16 protein-coding genes are annotated in these 22,107 nt (G+C 66.7%); 9 read left to right on the top strand and 7 right to left on the bottom strand.

The features are described 5' to 3' along the window. Nucleotides 1–96: 96 nt before the first annotated feature. The 3 genes from FM113_RS02980 to FM113_RS02970 are packed head-to-tail and all read right to left on the bottom strand — an operon-like array spanning nucleotide 97 to nucleotide 3,160. On the bottom strand, nucleotides 97–1,281 hold the full coding sequence (locus FM113_RS02980) for an Mrp/NBP35 family ATP-binding protein (RefSeq protein ID WP_087011362.1): 1,185 nt from the start codon (nucleotides 1,279–1,281) through the stop codon (nucleotides 97–99). Continuing rightward, nucleotides 1,278–1,853: a DUF1003 domain-containing protein gene (locus tag FM113_RS02975; protein ID WP_087011360.1), complete on the bottom strand. Its 576-nt coding sequence runs from the start codon at nucleotides 1,851–1,853 to the stop codon at nucleotides 1,278–1,280. Before FM113_RS02975 ends, FM113_RS02980 begins: the two co-directional genes overlap by 4 nt. Then, nucleotides 1,850–3,160 carry a CBS domain-containing protein gene (locus tag FM113_RS02970; RefSeq protein WP_087011359.1) on the bottom strand — a complete coding sequence of 437 codons (1,311 nt, stop codon included), beginning with the start codon at nucleotides 3,158–3,160 and terminating at the stop codon, nucleotides 1,850–1,852. Before FM113_RS02970 ends, FM113_RS02975 begins: the two co-directional genes overlap by 4 nt. Nucleotides 3,161–3,280: 120 nt before the next feature. Here FM113_RS02970 and FM113_RS02965 point away from each other — a divergent pair, with 120 nt between their 5' ends. Then, nucleotides 3,281–4,471 carry a YncE family protein gene (locus FM113_RS02965; RefSeq protein ID WP_087011356.1) on the top strand — a complete coding sequence of 397 codons (1,191 nt, stop codon included), beginning with the start codon at nucleotides 3,281–3,283 and terminating at the stop codon, nucleotides 4,469–4,471. 58 nt (nucleotides 4,472–4,529) lie between these two features. Beyond that, nucleotides 4,530–5,030, top strand: coding sequence for a general stress protein (locus FM113_RS02960; protein ID WP_254908840.1), 501 nt, complete (start codon nucleotides 4,530–4,532; stop codon nucleotides 5,028–5,030). Nucleotides 5,031–5,067: 37 nt separating this feature from the next. Here FM113_RS02960 and FM113_RS02955 read toward each other — a convergent pair whose 3' ends face one another. Then, complete coding sequence (locus FM113_RS02955; protein ID WP_369676681.1) at nucleotides 5,068–5,739, bottom strand: SRPBCC domain-containing protein; 672 nt, start codon at nucleotides 5,737–5,739, stop codon at nucleotides 5,068–5,070. Nucleotides 5,740–6,037: 298 nt separating this feature from the next. Between FM113_RS02955 and FM113_RS02950 the strand changes: the two genes are divergently transcribed. After that, nucleotides 6,038–6,973, top strand: coding sequence for a pseudouridine synthase (locus FM113_RS02950; protein WP_087011354.1), 936 nt, complete (start codon nucleotides 6,038–6,040; stop codon nucleotides 6,971–6,973). Between the two features lie 4 nt (nucleotides 6,974–6,977). Here the strand turns inward: FM113_RS02950 and FM113_RS02945 are convergent, their stop codons facing one another. Together FM113_RS02945 and FM113_RS02940 are read right to left on the bottom strand one after the other, a co-directional pair. Continuing rightward, entirely contained in the window at nucleotides 6,978–8,225 is a 1,248-nt protein-coding gene (locus FM113_RS02945; protein WP_087011352.1) for an amidohydrolase, read from the bottom strand. Nucleotides 8,226–8,273: 48 nt separating this feature from the next. Continuing rightward, complete coding sequence (locus FM113_RS02940; protein WP_087011350.1) at nucleotides 8,274–9,749, bottom strand: MFS transporter; 1,476 nt, start codon at nucleotides 9,747–9,749, stop codon at nucleotides 8,274–8,276. Between the two features lie 113 nt (nucleotides 9,750–9,862). Here FM113_RS02940 and FM113_RS02935 point away from each other — a divergent pair, with 113 nt between their 5' ends. Continuing rightward, a complete protein-coding gene (locus FM113_RS02935; protein ID WP_087011348.1) occupies nucleotides 9,863–10,855 on the top strand; it encodes an Lrp/AsnC family transcriptional regulator in 993 nt (330 codons plus the stop codon). Here FM113_RS02935 and hrpA read toward each other — a convergent pair. Further along, nucleotides 10,852–14,817, bottom strand: a complete 3,966-nt coding sequence (gene hrpA / locus FM113_RS02930; protein ID WP_087011346.1) for an ATP-dependent RNA helicase HrpA — start codon at nucleotides 14,815–14,817, stop codon at nucleotides 10,852–10,854. The genes FM113_RS02935 and hrpA overlap by 4 nt on opposite strands. A 97-nt stretch (nucleotides 14,818–14,914) precedes the next feature. On the opposite strand from hrpA, the gene FM113_RS02925 reads away from it, so the two are divergent. From FM113_RS02925 to FM113_RS02905, 5 genes are all read left to right on the top strand, one after another. Next, the gene (locus FM113_RS02925; RefSeq protein ID WP_087011344.1) at nucleotides 14,915–15,754 is read left to right on the top strand and encodes an aldo/keto reductase; all 840 of its coding nucleotides are present in this window, start codon (nucleotides 14,915–14,917) and stop codon (nucleotides 15,752–15,754) included. Beyond that, nucleotides 15,755–16,753 (top strand): malate dehydrogenase, encoded by a 999-nt coding sequence (locus tag FM113_RS02920; protein ID WP_087011341.1) that lies wholly within the window; start codon nucleotides 15,755–15,757, stop codon nucleotides 16,751–16,753. It abuts the gene before it with no gap. A gap of 92 nt (nucleotides 16,754–16,845) precedes the next feature. Next, nucleotides 16,846–18,267: an argininosuccinate synthase gene (gene argG / locus FM113_RS02915; protein WP_087011339.1), complete on the top strand. Its 1,422-nt coding sequence runs from the start codon at nucleotides 16,846–16,848 to the stop codon at nucleotides 18,265–18,267. 259 nt (nucleotides 18,268–18,526) lie between these two features. Next, complete coding sequence (locus FM113_RS02910; RefSeq protein ID WP_176387060.1) at nucleotides 18,527–19,663, top strand: LppP/LprE family lipoprotein; 1,137 nt, start codon at nucleotides 18,527–18,529, stop codon at nucleotides 19,661–19,663. Nucleotides 19,664–19,786: 123 nt separating this feature from the next. Beyond that, nucleotides 19,787–22,051, top strand: a complete 2,265-nt coding sequence (locus tag FM113_RS02905) for an S-layer homology domain-containing protein (protein WP_140393272.1) — start codon at nucleotides 19,787–19,789, stop codon at nucleotides 22,049–22,051. Nucleotides 22,052–22,107 lie beyond the last annotated feature (56 nt).

Below are 22,107 nucleotides of genomic sequence, written 5' to 3'. Positions count from 1 at the left end.
ACTGCGCAGGACTCGCTACACAGGTCTTGACCGCACAGGCCTTGACCGCACAGCCCTTGACCGCACAGCCCTTGACTGCACGGACCCGCCGCGCGGCTACCGCGTCGCGATCCCGAGCGAGCGCCCGGCCAAGCCGCGGCCGAGGCTCGCCACGCGCTGTGCTACGTGAATGACCTGCGCGGCAGCGGGATCTGCGGGATCGGTCAGGACTGCCGGGTCACCAGAATCCCCGCCCGCCCGGAAGTCAGGGCTGAGCGGGACGCTGCCGAGCAGCGGCACCGTCCCGTGCTCTTCGTCGCTCAGACGTTCGGCGACAAGCGCGCCGCCGCCGCTGCCGAAGATGTCAATGACCGTGCCATCAGGCTGCACTAGCCCGGCCATGTTTTCGACAACGCCGATGACGCGCTGACCGGTCTGCCGCGCAACGAGGGCGCTACGCACCGCGACGTCTGCGGCCGCTTCTTGCGGGGTCGTGACCACGAGCACCTCAGCGTGGGGGAGCAACTGGCCCACGCTGATGGCGATGTCGCCCGTCCCCGGCGGGAGATCGAGGAGTAGCACGTCGAGATCACCGAACCAGACGTCGCGCAAAAACTGTTCGATTGTGCGGTGCAGCATCGGCCCGCGCCACGACACGGCAGTTGTGCGCGGATCGGCCTCGCCGAGGAACATCCCAATGGAGATGACCTTTACGCCGTGGGCGACGGGTGGCAGGATCATGTCGTCGACGCGCGTGGGCTGAGTGACGTGGCCGTCACGGCTGAGGCCGAGAATGCCCGGAATTGAGAACCCGAAGATGTCGGCGTCGATGAGCCCGACGGTGAGTCCCTGCTGCGCGAGCGCTACGGCAAGGCCTGCCGTCAGCGACGACTTCCCGACCCCGCCCTTTCCGCTCGTGACCGTGATCACTCGGGTGAGGGAATCAGGGCCGAACTGTTGCGCCCGGGCACCGCCCGGGCCGCGGACGCGCTCGGTAAATGCGCGACGTTCTGTCGGGGTCATCACACCCACGTCCACAGTTGCTGCGGTGACACCCGCGGCGCTCGCCGCGGCAGCCTGCGTGTCCGCTTCGATGCGGCGGGCTGCCGGACAGCCGGCGATGGTGAGCAGGATGGAAACTGAGGTGGCACCGTCCTCTGAGACGGTGACGTCCTGAACCATGCCGAGCTCCGTGATGGGGCGCATGATCTCCGGGTCGCGGACGCGGTCGAGGGCGTCCCAGACCGCTCGCTCGCTCGGGCTGGCGTCGGCTCGGCCCGGGGTAATCTCGGCGGCGGTCATGCGGGGTCCTGCGTCGCAACGGGGCCGGTGGAAGGGGAGTCCGGGTCGTCGGCGGGGAGTGGGGTCGCGTCGAGCTCGGGATCTGCTTCGAGCTCGGCGAGCAATGCTCTGAGCTCGGACCTCAGAAACTCACGGTCGGGCAGGTCCTTCATCGCGAGGCGCAGCGCGACGACCTCCCGGGCGAGGAACTCGGTGTCTGCGAGCGCGCGCTCGGAGCGCTGCCGGTCCTGCTCCATCTGGACACGGTCGCGGTCATCCTGCCGGTTCTGCGCGAGCAGGATCATGGGGGCTGCGTAGGAGGCTTGCAGCGACAGGATCAGTGTGAGAGCGGTGAATCCGAGCGCGGCGGAGTCGAAGCGCCACCGCTCGGGCCCGAAGGTGTTCCACGCGAGCCACGCGATACACACAAAGGTCAGGATCAGCAGGAACCAGGGCGTGCCCATGCCGCGCGCGATGTTCTCGGTCCAACGGCCGAAGCGTTCGTTGCTGCTTACTCCCGCGTTGCTGCCCGTGGCACGGGATCCTGAGACGCGAGGGGCGTCGAGCCCAGGGTCGAGCCGGAACAGCTTCATCGTGCGCTCCCGGGGATGATCGTGCGTCCGGAAACCCGGTTCGCGGCGTTCGCGGGACGAGGATCGTCGTCGTCGGCGTGCCGCCAGTCGTCCGGCAGGAGATGGTCGAGGACGTCGTCGACCGTGACCACCCCAACAAGGCGGTGCTGATCGTCGACGACCGGGAGTGCAACGAGGTCGTAGCTCGCGAGGCGGCGCGACACCTCGGCAGCGCTCGCGTGCACGGTGACCGGCTCGAGTTCGGTGTCGACGAGGGTAACGAGCCTCTCGTGGGGCGGGAAGCGCAACATCCGCTGGAAGTGGGCCATGCCCAAGAACTCTCCAGTGGGCGTCTCGTAGGGCGGGTGCGTCACGTAAACGGCGGACGCCATCGCGGGCGGGATCTCGGCGCGCCGGATCATCGCGAGACCTTCGGCGATACTGGATTCGGCGGAGAGGACGATCGGTGACGGGCTCATCAGGCCGCCCGCGGTGTCCGCGTCATACTCCAAGAGACGACGCACGTCTTCGGCTTCTTCCGGCTCCATCAGGTCGAGTAGCTCCTCGCCCTTCGCGGCGGGGAGCGCGGAAATGAGGTCTGCCGCGTCGTCGGGCTCCATACGATCGAGCACGTCGGCGGTGCGGTCTGGCCGGAGATTCGCGAGCAGCGCGAGCTGATCCTGCTCTGACATTTCTTCGAGGGCATCGGCGACGCGCTCATCGGGCAGCTCGCCCACGACCTCGACCATGCGGGCGAGGGGCAGCTCGAGCAGGTTCTCAGCGAGGTCGGCAGGCTTGAGGTCAACAAGCGTCTGGATCAGGAGCTCCGCGGACTGCGCACCGGCCGCCGGCAGGCGGACGTCGGACCAGCGCACAGTGCGGGTATCGCCGCGGCTGAAAGGAGCGGCGGGTTTCGGGAGCCGCACGAACACCTCGGACACAAGCCACTCACCGGATCGGCCACGCTCGATCGCTGCGTCCTCGATACGTGCGGTGATGGGGCCGGCGCCCGGGGTGTCGTTGGCAAGTTGCACGTCCCGGCCGATCAGCTCGGCGATCATCCGGGTCTCGCCGCCGCGCTGCTCAAAGCGGCGGACGTTGATCAACCCTGTCGTAATGACCTGGCCGGAGCCGATCGATGTGACGCGGCTGATCGGCACAAACACGCGGCGCTTGCCGGGAATTTCGACAATCAGACCGACCACGCGCGGCGCGGCGGTGGCCCGAAAGACAACAAGCACGTCGCGGACGCGCCCGATCCTGTCACCGACAGGGTCGAATACGTTTCGCCCCGCCAGCCGCCCCACGAATACCCTTGAAGTCCTCACACCCCTACGCTAGCGCGCTCGGGTGAATGACGGGGGCAGACGGGAGACGAAAGCTGAGGAAACCTCACGTCAGCCCCGTTTTTCGGCCTGCTGCCAGCTGGGCTCATGCAGACTCGGCACATGTCTCCGTATGCGCCCTCCCGCCGCAGCCTGCTCCTCGCCGTGCCCGCGGCTCTTGCGCTCGGGCTTCTGGGGTGTGCGCCGGAGCCCGTGCCTGTGGCACCGTCGACCTCGCCAACGCCCGAGACCGATCCAGCGCCACCGGAGGCGAGCAGCGCCGCCGCACGGCAGCTGCTCCTCGCCTCGCTTGCGCACAGCGATGCCGTGGCCGTGATCGATCCGGCGCTCCCCGACGCTGAGGCCGTGCGCCACATTCCGGTGGGCGCCGCGCCCTGGGGCGTGGGTGTGTCCACTGCAGACGATGGTTCGAGCATCGGCTACGTCGCGACCGCCGAGGGGCTTGCCGTGCTTGACCTCGCCGCCGGGGAGCGCACCGCGCTCGTTCCCTACCAGCACCCGGCCGAGCGGCTCGGGCAGGGCGAATACAGGCCGGGCGGGCTGGGGCTCGCGGTCGCCCCCGACGGTTCCCGCGTGTACGTGGCGGTGATGCCCGGGGCCGGGGATTCCTTCATCGAGGTCTTCGACTCGGCGAGCGCGAGCTGGCTGGGAAGCGCCCCGGTGGGCACCCGCCCATTCGATGTGCTTGTCGCGCCCGATGGGAGTTGGGCAGCAAGCGTTGATCACGACAGCTTTACGGTCACTGTTCTCGACGCCCACACCCTCGCCACTACGACACACGAGGTGGCCCCGTTCGGAACGGAGGGCGGCCTCGCCTCCTGGGAGAAAACGCACTACGGTGCCGTCGAACCTGCGGGCACGATCCTGCTGCCCGTGCAGGGTCAGGTGATCGTTCGACTGGATCCGCGCAGCGGGGCCACCGAGTCGATCTCGAGCGCCGCGAACTCGCACGCCCACGGTACTGCCCTCGCGGGGACCCGGCTGCTCACCGTGGGAACGGGAGCCTTCGGATCGGCCACAGGCAGCCCGAACCTTTCGATCAGAGACACCGCGACACCGGAGCTCAGTGCGGTCAGCGAGTGGGAGGTGCCGCTGCGCGTCCCGCACGAGACTGTGGCGCTGTGGCGCGCTGCGGACGGCTCCGAGTTTGCCGCGGTCGCGGGCGGAAACACGCGGGAGGAGGGGTGGGAAGGCATCACGTTCGTCGGGCTGGGGGATCCCGCCGCCCCCTCGGTTCGGGAACTCTCGGTGCCCGGATACCCGCAGGCGATCGTGAGTTTTCCCGCCCCGTAGCTCAGCCGCGCGCGAAACGTGAGTGCGTTTGGGGCTCGGGAGTGATTGAATCAACACTATGAGTAATCCCAGGCCGTTGTCCGCCTCCCGTCTCCCGGCGATGCCGGAGATCCCCAAGGGAGACATCGTCTCCACGTACGACCGCTACGAGGACGCAAAGCACGCCGTGGACGTGCTCGCGCGCGCGAGCTTCCCGGTGCAGCAGATCAGCATCCTGGGCAACGATGTCCGCAGCGTTGAGCGAGTCACGGGCCGCCTCACCTACGGCCGTGTGGCGCTCATGGGCGCGCTCTCGGGAGCGTACCTCGGTCTTTTCCTCGGCCTGCTGCTGTTCATCTTCCAGCCCGACAACACCGCGATCTTTGGCGTGTTCCTTGCCGCGGTTGCCATCGGCGCCGGGTTCGGCATGCTCTTCGGCGTGCTCTCTTACGCGATGAACCGCAACCGACGCGACTTTTCGTCAGTGATGCAGATGGTCGCGAGCCGCTACGACCTCATCACCGCGCCCGATCTCGTGCACGAGGCGCGGCGGGTACTCACGGAGTCCGCGCAGCAATAGTCGGCGCGTGTGAAATTCCGCTCAGGCACTGCTCGCGCTAGGCGGGTGGTGCCTGAGCCGTATAAAAACGGTACGTCGCATCGGCGGCTTGCGCTGCCGTCTCTGGGTCTTCACCGAACGCGACGTGAGCCACGGCCCAGCTGTCGGCCGCTGCGCGGTAAAACGCCTGCCCCTCCGGCGTGAACGCCCAGGCCTCGGCTTCAGCGGGGGAGAGCGCCGCGTCCTGCGCGCCGAGGTTGAGGGCGAGCCCCAGCATGCCGCCGTCCCAGCCGACTCCCGTCGCCCCGGGGCCGTACGTGTTCCACATCTCTGCGGGCACGCTCGCGATCGGCGCCGTGTGGGCGAGCTCCACCCGCGTCCGCTCCGGTGTCACCGCCCGGAGCCGTACTTCGAGCCAGGATACGTTGCCGCCGAACTCCCACGTCACACGGAATTCCGCGCGTCCGTTGCGCGGCGGATCACAGGCAAGCACCGTACCGCCAGCGTTGCCCTCGATCTGGTAGTTGCCGCCGACGGTGAGGTCACCAGAGACTGGCTGAAACCAGGACGTGATCCGCGCTGGATCCGTTACGGCCCCCCAGGCCTCCGGAAGCGTGGCGGGAAGGTCCTGCGTCAGTCGTTGCACGCGGGCCTCCTCGCCGTCGTGTGTGGTGTCCTCAAGTTCTCGCGTAACCGCGTCGATCTGCGCCGCAACATCAATCATGATCATCCCCGTTCCTGGCGCCGGGCGGGCGTGGGAGTGCTCGCCGGAGCTCCTACACTGCAACGATCCCCGCCAGCGGGGTGCGTGTCAACCACCGGGTGTGGTTCTCAGGGTGCCGCTTGCCGGGTGCCGCTCGCCTGAACCCCGGAAGCCCGGAACCCCGAAACACCATGACTACCTACGCGTTCTATCGAAACTGAGCGCAATTTCGCAAAGAACCGCTCGGGGAGGAGAGAATCCGTCGGTGGGGATGTCATCCGGGAGCCGGGTTTCCGGGCCTGACGCGCCGCACTAGACTCGACGGGTGCCTCCGCGTTCCCCTCTCCCGCAGCGATTCGGGCTCGACGCGGCCTGGCTGCGCACGCTCGACGGGGATCCCCGCAATCCGGCCCCGTGGCACACGATGCGCGACTGGCTCGCGCATCGGCTGTCCGCGCATATCGACGTCGACGCGTTTCTCACGGACGAGCGATTTGTCGCGGAGGACGGGACGCCGGTGCGCGCGGATACCCCGTACCGGCCCAACACCTTTGTGTGGTTTCACCGGGACCTCGCCCCGGAAGCGCCGGTACCGGGACAGGTGCGCGTGGTGCACCGGGACGAACGCATCGTGGTGGTCGACAAGCCCGCGTTCCTGTCCACGATTCCGCGCGGGAAACATGTTCGCGAGAGCGTCGTCGTTCGGATGCGGGATCAGCTGGGGCTTCCCGAACTGACGCCGATGCACAGGCTCGACCGCGTTACCTCAGGCTTGTTACTCATGGCGACCGAGCGGCGCTGGCGCGGCGCCTATCAGAGCATGTTCATGCGGCCCGGTGAGGTCCAGAAAACCTACCGGGCGCTCGCGGAACTGCGGGGCGAACTCAGTACGCCGGTGACGGTGCGCAACCATTTGCGAAAGCAGCGCGGGATCCTGCAGGGTGAGGTCGTGTCCGGCGCGGAACCCAACGCCGAGTCCCTCGTCGAGTGCGAGGGGAAGCTGCCGGGCTCGGACCGGCTGGGCGTCTACCGTCTCACGCCCCGCACGGGCAAAACCCACCAGCTCCGCCTGCACATGTGGGGACTGGGTGCGCCGATCGTGGGCGATCCGCTCTATCCGGAGGTCCTGGACGTTGCGGTCGATGATTTCTCGACACCGCTGCAGTTGCTCGCGAGCGAGCTCCGTTTCCGTGACCCAGTCGACGGATTGGAGCGCCTCTTCACGAGCGACCGCGAGCTCCCGCTGCGCAACGCCCAGTAGCGGGCTACTCCGTGTGCGTGCCTGCAGCCTCAGGGATCTCCGCATCGGTCCAGACGCCCCGCGGATGCGGCGCGCGTTCGCGCTGCTGCGCAATGAGTCGCTCGCGCACGGTACTCGTTTCGAGTGCAGCGATCGCCGCACTGGTGAGGGCGAGCGCGCCGTGCATGACGGCGGTGTCGCCAAGCTCTGACACGGCGGCGGCCGTAAACTCGTGCTGGTGCGGGGTCGCGTCGGTGCCCTCGAGCGCGATCATCGGGTGGATCGACGGGAGATACTGCGACACGTCACCCATGTCGGTGGATCCGAGGGTCATCCCGGGCCCCCAGTCTTCCGCGCGGTCGCCGCGGAGCTCGGCGAGTGCGGCATCGAAGAACTCCGCGAGCTCGGGATCCTGTACAAGCGGCGCGTAGCCCGGAGTAGGGACTGCGATGTCGACTTCGCACCCGGCTGCGAGGGCCGCGCCAGCAACAACCTGGCGCACCCGCTCCTTCGTGACGGCCCAGGTATCGGCGTTATTGCCGCGCACTTCGAGCTTGATCGTTGCGGTCTCGGGGATCACGTTGACCGCCGAGGGGGTTGCAGAAACCGAAGAGATGATCGCGTCGCTGGGCAGGTGCTGCCGAAGGAGGCCGATCCCCACCTCGGTGAGGGTGACGGCGCTACCGGCGTTGATGCCCTCCTGCGGGGCGAAGGCCGCGTGCGCGGGCTTGCCGCGGAACGTGGCCTCGCAGTAGTCGAGGGCCTGGCTACTGCCACCGGCCGTGCGAATCTGGCCGCGTCCTGAGGCGTGCACCATGAGCGAAAATGTGCTCTCGTCCCAGGCCCCGCGCTCCAGCATGATCACCTTGCCGCCGCCGTTCTCCTCGGCGGGAGTACCGAGGAACTGGATCCGACACCCCAGCTCCTCTGCGACGGTGCGCAGCCCGATGGCAGCCCCCACCCCGGCGGCCGCGATGATGTTGTGGCCACACGCGTGACCCACCCCCGGCAACGCGTCGTACTCGCCCACCACGGTGACGGTCATGTCTCCGGTGCCGAACACCGCCTCAATTGCGGTGGGGAGCCCGTAGGCACCGAGTTCAACGGTGAAGTCGGCGCGCTCGAGTTCGGCAACGACCCGGGCTGCGGCCCGATGCTCAGCAAAGCCGAGTTCGGGATCCGCGCCGATCGCGTGGCTGAGCTCCAGCAGCGCGGGGGCGGCGTCGCGGATGGCCTGTGCGGCGCGCTGCTGTGCGGAGGAGAGGGAGGTCATGGTGCTGCTTTCTCTGGGAATCTGTGCGGAACGGGGGATCGTGTGCCGCTACGGCGTCACGAGCGGCTCGGCCGGCGCGGTCATGACCGCCTCGGTCCTGTGTGACGGCTGCCGTGAGAGCAGGAGCGCGAGCGCGGCGGTCGCGAGCAAGCAGGCGGCGAACACGCCCCAGATAACCTGGAAGGATCCGAGCGCCGGCACCGCCACAGCAGCGGTGTCGTTCTGGGCGAGCACGAGGGTGGCCATGACCGCGGCGACAAGGGCGCCGGCCACTGAACCGCCGAGCGAGCGCAGGCAGTTGTAGAGACCGCTGAGCGTGGTGGCGACGCTGAGGGGCGCGCGCGCCACGATGACGCCGGGCAGGATCCCGAGGACGACCCAGGCTGTGAGCGAGTTGATCGCGAGTAGGACGGTGACAAACACGGGGGACGTGGGGGCCGTCATCATCACGAGCAGTGACCCTGCTGAGAGTGCCGCGGCGACGCTGATCGCCCAGGCCGTGCCCAGCAGACGCACCGCGAGCGGGGCGAGGAACGCGCCGAGGCTGGAGCTCAGGAAGACGAGGGACACGATCAGGCCGGCGTTGCCGGTGCTCATTCCGGCACCGTAGCCGACGTCACCGGGGTGAGCGGTCAGATACAGCGTGGTGGGAGTGGACATGCCGAACGCTGTCAGCGCGACGAGGAAGCCGAGGATCATGGGCACCCCGAGCTTCACGCGCCGCAGCACCGTGAAATCGAGCAGCGGCACCGCTGCGCGCGATTCGACCCAGAGGAACAGCGCGCTTCCGAGCACGCCACCGACGAGCGAGCCGAGCGTTGCCGGGTGGGTCCATCCGAGTTCAGTGCCTGCCGTGAGACCGTACATCAGGCCTCCGAGCGATGCGCTGAAGAGCACGGCACCGAGCCAGTCGACGGTGTTCGTGCGGTTTCCCGCATCGCGCGGCAGCGTCACCATGACGGCGGCGGCGAGTACAAAGAGGGGAACCGCGGGGATTGCCTGCGTGAGGACGAGGTCGCCGGAGGCGTCCATAATTGCGCCGCTCAGGAGGCTTCCGAGGGCGATGCCGAACGTGAGCGTGCCGACGAGGGCACTCACGATTCGGTTCGCCTGTGCGGGGCGCTGCTGCTTCACGATTCCCATCTCAATGGGGAGCAGCGCCGCAACCGGGCCCTGGACGGCTGCACCGACAAGCACAAAGCCGAATGAAGGCGCGAACGCGATCATCGCTGAGCCGATCGCGGTGCAGAGCACGGCGATCACGAGGAGCAATCGCTTCCCATAGCGGTCGGCAAGCATCGAGAGGAACGGAACGCACATGGCCGACGACAGCATCGTCACCATGAAGTAGAGGCTGATCGATCCGGCGGGGACGCCGTGGAACTTCGCGATCTCCCCGAGCAACGGCATGATCCACCCCTGGATCAGCCCGGCGCACAGTTCGATGGCGATGAAGGTGGGGACGAGGAGCCGGGCTTGCCGATGAAGCGGCGGGGCGGCGATGACGGCACTGTCAATTGTCATGGTGCTCTGAATCCTGACGGGAAGTAAAAACGAAAGGGTGACGAATCGGTACTCTGGCAGAGACCACAAGATCTCGGATCAGATGTCGATACTCTGCATTTCAGGGGGAAGCAATGACAGAACTCGTGCTTGATGAGCTTGATTTTCAAATTATTCACGGCCTGCAGATCGACCCTCGGGTGCGCTGGGTTGCGCTCGCCGACGTGCTCGGCGTTGACGCGCACACGCTGGCGCGACGGTGGGAACGCATCGAGGCGAGCGGGGCGGCGTGGCTGACGGCGCTGCACGGGGTCAAGAAACTTGACGCGCTGGCACTGATTGAGGTCGATAGCTTTCCCGGACAGGTGCTGCGCGCGGCACAGGCAATCGCGGTGCTTCCCGGGGTGGCATCGATCGAGCTCGCGACGGGCGCCTGCGACCTTTTCGTGACACTGTTTGCCGAGGATGACGACGCGCTCGCGGGCTTCCTGCTGGAACAGATTGGGGCGATCCCCGAAATCCGTGGCGTGCGTGCCCACCTTGTCAGCCACGTCGCGCGGGAGGGGTCCGAATGGACGATCCAGGCGCTCAGCGATGCGCAGGTGCGCCACATCCCCGCACCGCGCCCGCCCCGCCCGGGGGCGGCGAAGCACGTCGACCCACGGCTCGCGGTAGCGCTCCGCGAAGCCCTCCAGCGTGACGTCCGGATGCCCGTGGGAGAGCTGGGCCGGCGCGTTGGGATCAGCGCGCAGCGCGCGGCTGATTCACTTGCGCGGCTGCGGCAGCAAGGCCTGCTGCAATTGCGCACCGACATGTCCGAGCGGTTCACCCCTTACCCCGCGGTGAACTGGTTGTTCCTGCAGCTCCCCGCGCCACGCGTGGCGAGCGCTCTCGAGAAGATCATCTCGGTGAAGGCCGTCCAATTTGCGGCAGTCTCGACGGGACCGGCGAACGTGATCCTCGCGATGGGAGCGCGGGATCGCCCCGGGCTCCTCACTGCGGAGATCGCCCTCGCGCAGCTCGTGCCCGAGATGGAGGTGAAGAGCCGAATGACAATGCTCAGGCTCTACCGCCACCTGGGCCGCGAGGTGAACGGCTTCGGTAGTGTCCGGCCGGAACCGAGCTAACCCGCGAGCACCTTCTGGATGCGCTGCGCCGAGACCGGCTCGGCCGTGCGCAGCTGCTGCGCGAACAGGCTGACGCGTAGCTCCTCGATCAGCCAGCGCGCGCGCACGAGGTGGGGCGGTGCCTGATCCGGCAGCGGGATCGTGCCGCCAGCCTGCGCGAACGCCTCGCGCACCCGATCCACCTCGTTCTGCCAGGCACGGTCCCGGCCCGAGTTCTCGGTGAGCCCGCGCATGCGCTGCTGTACAGCTTCCAAATAGACCGGGATCCGTTCGAGCTGCGCGAGACCTGTCCGGGACACAAAGCCATCGAAGACGAGCCCGTCCACCTGCTGCGCAGCGTCGGCAACCTGTCCGAGCACCTGGATCGACTTCGCCGCGTCGATGGACTTGCGTGCGAGCCGTACCCCGTCCAGCACGCGCGCGGTCAGGGCGATCGCGGCGTAGATGTCGTCGATGAGGGAGCGGGCGTAGTCATTGGCGATGGCCTCGAACGTTGCGGCCCGCCACACAAGGCCGTTTGGGGCGTGGCGCTGGATCACCCGATCGGCCACCGCGAGCGACACATCCGCAATCGCCTGGTCCAAGGAACGATAAGGCCCCGCACCCAAGAGGAGCTTCTCCTGATTAGAAAGGTGGTCGCGGATATAGCTCGCTGGGGACGGGGAACTCAGGGCAAGGAGCCGCCGGATCCCGCGTCGTGTGAGCCGCGCCTGCTCGTGCTCGTCGGCGACAAGCACGAGATCGACGCTGGTGCGGCGATCCCGGATCGCCGGGTACGCCCGCACCACCCCGGCACCGCCCGAGCGGCCCTTCGCGTAGGTGGTGTCGACGTGTTGGGGGAGATCGCCGAAGTCCCAGCTTGTCACTCCGGTCTTCTCGAGGTCGCTCTTGGGAAGCGCCGCGGCGGCGACCTTCGCCACGCCCTGCGTGGCCTGGTCCTTGTGCGCGGCCTTGAGCTCGCCGAGGTCCTTGCCGGTGCCGATGGTGCGGCCCCGAGCATCGATCACGCGGAACGTGGGCGTGAGGTGCGCCGGGAGCCGCTCCGCGTCGAAGTCGCTCGGGGAGACCGGCACACTCGTACGACGCCGGATCTCAGTCGCGAGCAGCGCGGTGAGCTGCGGTGGCTGCGCCCCCGGTGCCACTGGCGCATCAAGCTGCGGACCCACCGCTGTGAGGAGCGTGCGAGCCCAGTCCGCCGCGGGGACCACGTGCTTCCGGATCGCCTTCGGCAGCGTTTTGATCAGTGCCGTTACGAGCTCCTGCCGCAGCCCAGGGACGAGCTTCTCAAAGTCTGTCCCGTCGAGTCGGGGGAGCAGCGGTAAAGGTACGTTCACCGTGACACCGTCGTCCTCCGCGGTCGGATCAAAGCGGTACCGTAGCTTCAACGATTGATCGCCGTGCTGCCACTGCCGCGGATACTCGGCCTCGTCAGCCTCCTGCGTCTCGTCCTCCAACAGGTCAGCGCGGCGCAGATGCAGGTAATTCGCGTCGGTGAGGCGCTTTTTCTTCCACCAGCCCTCGAAGCTGCGTGTCGAGGTGACGTCTGCGGGGATCCGGGCGTCGTAGAACTCGAACACCGCGTCGTCGTCGCCCACGATGTCGCGTCGGCGGGTGCGCTCCTCAAGCTGTTCGAGTTCACGACGCAGCTGCCGGTTTGCACGGTCGAACGCCTGCGGCGAATCCCAGTCACCATCCACGAGCGCGTGGCGGATGAACAATTCGCGCGCCAGTGGCTCGTCATATCGGGAGAGCTGCACCCGGCGACGATCAACGATCGGCACCCCGTAGAGGGTGACCTTCTCGTAGGCGACCGCCGCGCCCTGGTTCTTCTCCCAGTGCGGCTCGGACAGTTGGCGCTTCGCGAGCGGTCCCGCGAGCTCCTCCGCCCAAGCCGGATCCACAACCGCATTGGAACGGGCGAACAAGCGAGAAGTCTCCACGAGTTCAACACTCATGAGCACCTCGGGTGGCTTCTTCGCAAGCACCGAACCCGGATACAGCACGAACCGGGTACCGCGGGATCCGACATACTCCTGCGATGGCTTGCGCCGGGTTGCACCGGACACGCCGCGGCCCTGCGGCACGCTGCGATCCTGCCGGTCATCCCGCACGCCCAGCTGGGAGAGTAGGCCCGCGAGGATCGAGCGGTGTACGGGCTCACTCGAGCCGCCGGCCGCCTCACGCGCCGCAGACTCCTCGCGAGAGACCCCCGCGATCCGCGCGATCTGCCGGTACAGATCCATCCACTCGCGCACGCGGAGGAAGTTGAGATACTCCGCCTTGCACAGGCGCCGGAACGCACTCGATGACCGCTCGCGCTGCTCCTTCTGGAGGTAGTTCCAGAGGTTGAGCAGCGTCATGAGATCGCCTTGCGGGTCCGCAAACCGGCCGTGCAGCTCGTCGGCCCGACCACGCTCGGCCTGAGGCCGCTCGCGCACATCCTGAATCGTGAGCCCCGCGACGATGGCGAGCACCTCGGGCACCACCTCGTGTCGCTTCGCCTCGATCACCATGCGCGCGAACCGCGGTTCGATGGGAAGACGGGACAGCTCGCGGCCGATCTTCGTGATGCGGTGCGTCGCACCCGAGCGCTTCGGGGCGCGCTCGCCGCCGCGCGTGCCGTTTCGCCGGCGCGGATCCGCCGCCGTGGTGACGGCACCGAGTTCGGTGAGGAGGCCCAGGCCGTCCGCGATCCCACGCTGGTCTGGCGGCGTGAGAAACGGGAACGCAGCGATGTCTCCGAGCCCGAGCGAGAGCATCTGGAGGATCACGGATGCGAGACCCGTGCGGCGCACTTCGGGCTCGGTGAACTCGGGGCGACCCAGGAAATCCTCTTCGCTGTACAGTCGGATCGCGATGCCCGGGCTCGTGCGCCCTGAACGGCCCGAACGCTGGTTTGCGCTCGCCTGTGACACTGCCTCGATGGGGAGGCGCTGCACCTTGCTGCGGGCGCTGTAGCGGGAGATGCGGGCTGTTCCCGCGTCCACGACGTAGCGGATCCCGGGCACCGTCAGCGAGGTTTCGGCAACGTTCGTGGCAAGGACGATCCGGCGCGCCCCCGCGTTTGCGCCGCTGCGGCGCTCGAATACACGGTGCTGCTCGGCGGCGCTCAGACGCCCGTAGAGCGGCAGAATCTCGGTGCGCTGCGCCTTGCTCTGCGCGCGCATGCGTCCATTCAGTGCGTCGGCGGCGTCACGGATCTCGGCCTCACCGGAGAGGAAGACGAGCACATCGCCCGGCGCTTCTTTCGCAAGCTCGTCGACGGCGTCCCCGATCGCGTCAAAGAGGTCGCGCTCAACTGTGCGGACCTTCGCCGGCCCGCCCTTCGGATCCGGCACCTCGGTGCGCTCAATGAGCGGTCGGTAGCGGATCTCCACGGGGTAGGTGCGGCCAGAGACCTCGATGATCGGGGCCGGGGTCTCGCTGCGCTGATCCGCGAAGTGCGTCGCGAACGATTCGGGATCGATCGTGGCGGAGGTGATGATCACCTTGAGATCCGGGCGGCGGGGCAGCAGCGTGCGCAGATATCCCAGCAGGAAGTCGATGTTGAGACTGCGCTCGTGCGCTTCGTCGATGATGATCGTGTCGTAGGCGGTGAGATCACGATCCCGGTGGATCGCGTTCAGGAGGATGCCGTCGGTCATCAGGCGGATCTTCGTGTCCGCCGAGACCTTGTCCGTGAATCGCACCTGATAGCCGACAAGGCCGCCGAGTTCAGAGCCCAGCTCCTCCGCGATCCGCTCCGCGATTGTGCGCGCGGCGATCCGGCGCGGCTGCGTGTGTGCGATGCGCTCGCGTCCCAGCGTGAGCGCAATCTTGGGGAGCTGAGTTGTCTTCCCCGAGCCGGTTTCACCCGCGACGATCACGACCTGGTTGTCGCGGATCGCGGTCGCGATTTCCTCCCGCATTTGGGAGACCGGAAGGTCCTCGGGGAAATCGATGCGCACGGCGGGGTTTGACATAATCCACCCATTATTTCAGGTCACCGGCTTCGACGGGGCCCACGCGCGTAGACTGCGGAATGACCGCTTCACCGATTCCACTCGCAGGGGAGAGTCTATGACCGCCGCACTGCCCATTCCCACGATCGAACTCACGAGCGGGGCGCAGATCCCGCAGCTCGGTTTTGGATGTTTCTTGGTGCCACCGGGAGATACCGAACGCATCGTGTCCGAGGCGCTCGAGGTGGGATACCGCCACATCGACACCGCCGCGATCTATGGCAATGAGGCAGAAGTGGGGGCAGCGATCGCACGCAGCGGGATCCCGCGCGAGGAACTGTTCATCACCACGAAGCTGTGGAACGACCGCCAGCGCGACGCGCGGGCCGCGCTCAGCGAGAGCCTCGACAAGCTCGGCCTCGACCGCGTCGACCTGTACCTCGTGCACTGGCCCGTGCCCAGCCAGGACACCTATGTCACCGCATGGGAACAGGTCCTCGACCTCCGAGAGGCGGGGCTGACAGTGGACGCTGGCGTCTCGAACCACGAGATCGAGCACCTCGAACGCATCATCGAGGCGACCGGGGAATTCCCCGCGGTCAACCAGATCGAGCTGCACCCCGAGCACCAGCGCCAGCAACTCACCGCGTTCTGCCGTGCCAACGGCATTGAGATCGAGGCGTGGGGGCCGCTCGCCCAGGGCAAGAGTGACCTGCTCACCCAGCCCAGCCTCCTCGAGGTCGCTGCGGCGCACGGCAAGACTGTCGCGCAGGTTGTGCTGCGGTGGCACATCGAGAACGGCACGATCATTTTCCCGAAGACCAGCAGCCGCGCGCGGCTGATCGAGAATGCGGACCTGTTCGATTTCGAGCTGACCGAGACCGAGCACGCGTTTGTGACGGCACTCGAGTCCGGCACGAATTACGGACCAGATCCCCGCGAGTTTGGAGCGAAATAGATGAGTACTGCACTGTCGCCGATTACCGTCACACTTACCGGTGCCGGGGGCCAGATTGGCTATGCCGCGATGTTCCGCATCGCCTCGGGCGCGATGTTCGGCCCGGAGCAGCCGGTCGCGCTGCGACTCCTTGAGATCCCTCAGGGAGTCAAGGGGGCAGAAGGCGCCGCCCTGGAGCTCGTTGACGGGGCGTTCCCCCTGCTCACGAGCGTGGACATCTCCACAGATCCGAACGAGGGCTTCGCGGGGACAAACGTGGCGTTGCTCATCGGTTCGCGGCCCCGAACGGCCGGAATGGAACGTGCGGACCTGCTCGCCGCAAACGGTGCAATCTTTGGCCCGCAGGGACGTGCGATCAACGACAACGCCGCCGCCGATATCCGCGTGCTCGTGGTGGGAAACCCGGCCAACACAAATGCGCTGATCGCGCAGCGCAATGCGCCGGACGTGCCCGCTGACCGCTTCACCGCGATGACCCGCCTCGATCACAACCGCGCTGTGGGGCTCCTTGCCGAGCACACCGGGGCGGCGGTAGCCGACATTGCGGGTGTCACAATCTGGGGCAATCACTCGACCACCCAGTACCCGGACCTCAGCCATGCCACCGTCGCCGGATCGGCTGCGCTGGAGACCGTGGGGGAGAACTGGGGTCGCAGTGCCTTTGTCGAGCGCGTTGCGAACCGCGGGGCCGAGATCATCGAGGTTCGTGGCGGATCTTCTGTCGCGTCCGCTGCGAGCGCCGCGATCGATCATGTGCGGGACTGGACGTTGGGGACGGGGGATGCGTGGACCTCGGTCGCGCGCTACTCCACCGGCGACTACGGGATCCCCGAGGGCCTGATCGCCTCGGTGCCCGCGCGAGCCTCGGGCGGGGCCTGGCAGGTCGTGCACGGGCTCGACATTGACGCCTTCTCGCGCGAGCGGATCGACGCTTCCGTGGCCGAGCTTGTCGCCGAGCGCGACCAGGTCGCCGGGATGGGCCTGATTCCGGCGTCTTAGCGGGTGGCCTGCAGCCGAATCGGCCGCAGAAATGACGGGGTGCTCGTGCCACAGTGCGCGGGCACCCCGCTGTGCGCCCTAGGATAGAGAGTATGTCCAAGGTTCTTTCTTCTCTTCCCGTGGGCGAGCGCGTCGGCATCGCCTTCTCCGGTGGTCTCGACACCTCGTGCGCGGTCGCGTGGATGCGCGAAAAGGGCGCTGTGCCCTGCACCTACACCGCTGATATCGGCCAGTACGACGAGCCCGATATCGATGGCGTCGCCGATCGTGCCAAAGAATATGGTGCCGAGATCGCGCGCCACGTCGACGCAAAGCGACCCCTCGTCGAAGAGGGCTTCGTTGCACTGCAGACCGGCGCATTCAACGTCCGATCCGGCGGCAAGACGTACTTCAACACGACGCCGCTCGGCCGCGCCGTGACCGGCACCCTGCTCGTTCGCGCGATGAAGGAAGACGGCGTTGACATCTGGGGCGACGGCTCCACGTACAAGGGCAACGACATCGAGCGGTTCTACCGCTACGGCCTCATGGCCAACCCGGCACTGCGCATCTACAAGCCGTGGCTCGACGCCGACTTCGTGCGTGAGCTTGGCGGCCGCCACGAGATGAGCGAGTGGCTCGTTGAGCGTGGCTACCCGTACCGCGACGCCACCGAAAAGGCGTACTCCACCGACGCGAACATCTGGGGCGCGACGCACGAGGCGAAGACCCTCGAGTTCCTGAACGCAGGCCTCGACGTTGTTGAGCCCATCATGGGCGTTGCCGCGTGGCGCGACGACGTTGAGGTTGCGACCGAGGAGGTGTCGGTGCGCTTCGAGGCGGGCCGCCCCGTCGCGATCAACGGCGTCGAGTACTCCGATCCCGTAGCGCTCGTGTTCGAGGCAAACGCGATCGGCGGCCGCCACGGTCTCGGCGTCTCCGACCAGATCGAGAACCGCATCATCGAGGCGAAGTCGCGCGGCATTTACGAGGCACCGGGCATGGCTCTGCTGCACATCACGTACGAGCGCCTCGTCAACGCGATCCACAACGAGGACACCCTCGCGAGCTACCACAACGATGGTCGCAAGCTCGGCCGCCTCATGTACGAGGGTCGCTGGCTTGACCCGCAGTCGCTGATGCTGCGCGAGTCCCTGCAGCGCTGGGTCGGGTCTGCGATCACTGGCGAGGTCACTCTCCGCCTGCGCCGCGGCGACGACTACACGATCCTCAACACCGAGGGCCCCAACCTGAGCTACCACCCCGAGAAGCTCTCCATGGAGCGCACCGTGGGCGCAGCGTTTGGCCCCGAGGACCGGATTGGTCAGCTCACCATGCGCAACCTCGACATCGCCGACTCGCGTCAGCGCCTCGAACAGTACGCACAGATGGGCATGGTCGGCGGTGCCGTCGCAGACCTCGTTGGCGAGCTTGAAAAGGGCGGCGCAGCGGAGATCGCTGAAGCTGTCACCGGCATCGACGAGAACGCGGACGAGCTCGGTCTGTCGGCCGCGTTCGACACCGGCACGGACTAGGTCCTCTCGCCCGCGACGTCGGGCGTTTGCTGGACTGCACTGCGGCCCCGCACCCACATGGGTGCGGGGCCGCAGTGCGTTCTGCGGGCCGCATGTACGCGTTCGGAAACGTCCGGGTTTTCCGGGGAGCGTCCGTCCGGAAGGGAACGCCCCTACGGTTGAGCTGAGCGGCGCGGTATTCACATGAGTCGTGCCCCGTGGACAGCGAGGGGACGGCGTAGTGGAGATGCGAACATGGCGAGGTTGGTATCGTCGCGCAGTGGCCGGCGGTGTGCTCGGCGGTGTGATCCTGCTTGCCGGCTGCAGCAGCGCCCCGGCCAAGGATCCGCAAGGCACAGCGCCCGCGGCGGAACCCGCAGCCCCAGGGTCAGAGCGCCCCGCACCCACACAGTCCGCGGAACCCGAGCCAGAGCCGATCGTGCTTCCCGACTGCGAGGAAGCGAACGCCACGGCCGAGGGCGAGCAAGCGACCTTCTTCGCGTCCGGGCTGGCGAGCAGTCTGCAGCCCTGGAACTACGAAACTGAGGTGCTGAGTTTCGCGCAGTACACCGGGCCGAGTGCGCAGGACGCCGCGGCTCAGGCGTCGCAGCGTCGCGTGTGCAGCTGGGCGCTGTATACGGTGAACGCGATGACGCAGACCACGGCGGAGTTGCCTCCGGAGACGCGGGATTCGTTCCTTGCTGCGCTCCGTGACTCCGACTACATTGAGAGCGCCCGCGGGGCAGCAACTGTGTTTACCCACGTGGTGGATCGTGTTTCGACGAGCATCGCCCAGATTACCACAACCGCGACACACATCTTCCTTGGCGACGTGTGGATCACGATCATCGACACCGGGGCCGAGAATTACGAGCAGGCCGCCATTGACGCGGTGCTCGCCGCGAATCCCGCGCTTGCGGACGGTGATGCGGCAGGTACGGCAGGGGGTGACGCCACCGCAAGCGACGCCGGATCCTGTGCGTCGGAGCCCGTCGCGAAAATCATCGAAGCCGGGGTCAAGCGGATCGCGCCGCGGGCAGAAGGCGCGGCGTCGGGTTCGCTCGGCGGCTGGGATCTGGCGCAGGCGATCGCGTGGGCACCAGACAGCTACGATCAGTGCGCGGCGCTGTCGTGGGTTCTCCTGCCCACCGCCCAAGCGACAGGTTCCTCTCCGACACACCTCATGTTCTTTAGCCGGGGAGAGTTCGTCGGCACGGACAGCGCACACGGCATCGCGTTTCGTCCGACGGTCACGCGGATCAGCGATGACTCGATCAGCGCCGACTATCTGTGGATGCAGCCCGGCGAGATCACCGCGACCGCTTCGGGGCGCGCCGTGTCGACCTACACATGGGACGCGGGCGCGAAGCAGGTCGTGCGGACCGGGGAGCTCCCGCCGAACGCAAGCGGCGGGTAGGGCACTCGACCGCGCATCACAGGACACTTTGTCCATTAAGATGAGAAGTCTATTAGGATTCTTTGTTATTAACGTGGGGGACAATTGGGTTTCAAGGGTGAAGTTGTTGTTTCGAGGTGGGGTGTGCGTCGGATCCTCCGGGGAAGTATTGGGGTGCTCTCCTCCGGAGTGATCGCGATGTCAGCGCTGACATTTGCGCCCCAGGCCCCGGAGCGCGAGATTGTTTCCGCCCCTGTCGAGGCCGTGCAGACCGAGGCGCTCGAACCGGTGAATATCGGGGAGGACGTGGCCCCGGATGGGGAACCGCTTCCCACTGACGAGCCCGGGGGAGAAGACGTCGACGGCGTGAGCGACGGCGACAGCGAACCGAGCGAAGAGCCCTCGCCGGGCCCCGACGGGTCCAGCGACTTTGGCAGTGAGCCGGAACTGCCCGAACCCGTGGCGCCGAGCCCCACGGAAGACGCTGCTCCCGACTCGACGGAGCCGGAAGTGAACTCCGGTTCGGAAATTGTCAAGGAGGCACCCACGCCCGGGCCGGTTTCCGACGCCGTCCCCAATGCTGCGGCAACGTGCAAGGCCTCTGAACCGGAGAAGACAAATCAGTCCGGACAGAACGACAGCCTGCGTACTGCCACGAAGCTGACGCTCGGGACTGGCACGTGCGGCCGGATCGGCACTACCAATGACAAGGACTACTACAAGTTCGAGAGCTCTGCGGGCACACACCGCATCTCCTTCAGCTTCGACTCTCCGCAGACCCCGGGGAACGCGTACAAGGTGTGGGCATATGACTCGAGTCAGCGCTACCTCGCATCTTGGAACCTCACCGGAACCGCCGGAAACGGCGGGTGGATCTCCAAGCAGCTGACCCGATTCCCGAGCGGGACCTCCTACATTGCGATTACGCCGTTGGATAACAAGGTTGTTGGGAAGAAGTACACCTTGAGTGTGGCGAAGGTGTCAGGTGCTGCAGCGAATACTCCGCCAAGTACAGAAGGGTGTCTTGCTGAGGGGGAGAAGCCTGATGGCTGGGATGAAAACGACAGTACGTACCGGCCTGATCCTTTGCCGCTGGGAGCGACGCTGTGCGGATACATCGGTCTGAGCCTCGACAAGGACTTCTACCAATTTGGAAACGGTGATGGCCGATATGGCGTCACCTTCAAGTTCGACGACCCGAAGGTGAAGGGCAACGCCTACAAGGTGTGGCTGTATGACGGCAGGGCGAACTTCGTCAAGTCTTGGAACCTTACGGGTTCGGCCGGAAACGGTACGTGGCTCGCGAAGCAGATCTCCACGCTGAGTAACGGTGGCGGGTACATTGCGATTACGCCGTTGGATAACAAGGTTGTTGGGAAGAAGTACACCTTGAGTGTGGCGAAGGTGTCGGGTGCTCCGGCGAACACTTCGCCGAACGCGGAGGGGTGCCTTGCTGAGGGGGAGAAGCCTGATGGCTGGGATGAAAACGACAGTACGTACCGGCCTGATCCCTTGCCGCTGGGAGCGACGCTGTGCGGATACATCGGTCTGAGCCTCGACAAGGACTTCTACTCGGTCAACGCCGAGGCGGGCCTGTACCGTGTGAAGATCTCGTTCGGGAATGCCTACGATCCCGCGTCGACCGACTACTACACCGTGGCCGCGCTGAACTCGAAGGGTGACCAGATCAAGCGGTGGGCCGTGAAAGCTGGGGACTGGCGCGGAAAGACGGTGGACGTTCGTCTGCCCCGTGGCATCGCCTACGTGTCCGTGATCCCGAGTTCTGAGGCGTTTATCGGCGAGGAGTACCGACTTACGGTGACGCTGCTGCAAAAGGACACCAAACCCGCTTTTGTCGATGTGCCGAAGAATCACAAGTTCTTCACCGAGATCGAGTGGATGCGCAGCACCGGCCGCACCACGGGTGTGAAGACCTCCCAGGGCCTGGCCTACCAGCCCCAGGCGGCCGTGTCTCGTGAAGCGATGGCGGCGTTCCTGTTCCGACAGAGCGCTCCCAAATCGTTCAAGGCACCGCGTGTTTCGCCGTTCGTGGACGTGCCAACGAATCACAAGTTCTATCGGGAGATCTCGTGGATGGCGCAGGCGAAGATCTCGACGGGAGTGACCAAGAACGGCAAACGATACTACGAGCCCCGAGCTGCGGTGTCGCGCGAGGCCATGGCTGCGTTCCTCTACCGCCTGCAGGGTCCCGGTTCCGGGAAAGCACCCGCACAGGCTCCGTTCGTGGACGTGCCGAGGTCACACAAGTTCGCGAAGGAAATCGCCTGGATGCGGTCAAGTGGGATCTCGACCGGGAGCAAGAGCGCGAAGGGTGCCGTGTATCAGCCGAAGGGCAAGGTATCCCGCGAGGCGATGGCGGCCTTCCTATACCGCGCCGCACAGCGCTAGTTGTACCCGGCCATCAGGTTGGTAGCAGCCGGCTGATCGGTGGCCGGCCTCCAAGT

Origin of the sequence: Leucobacter sp. 7(1) (genome assembly GCF_900163635.1) — a bacterium.
In the GTDB taxonomy this organism is placed as follows: domain Bacteria; phylum Actinomycetota; class Actinomycetes; order Actinomycetales; family Microbacteriaceae; genus Leucobacter.
This window is presented reverse-complemented; position numbering and strand designations above follow the sequence as displayed.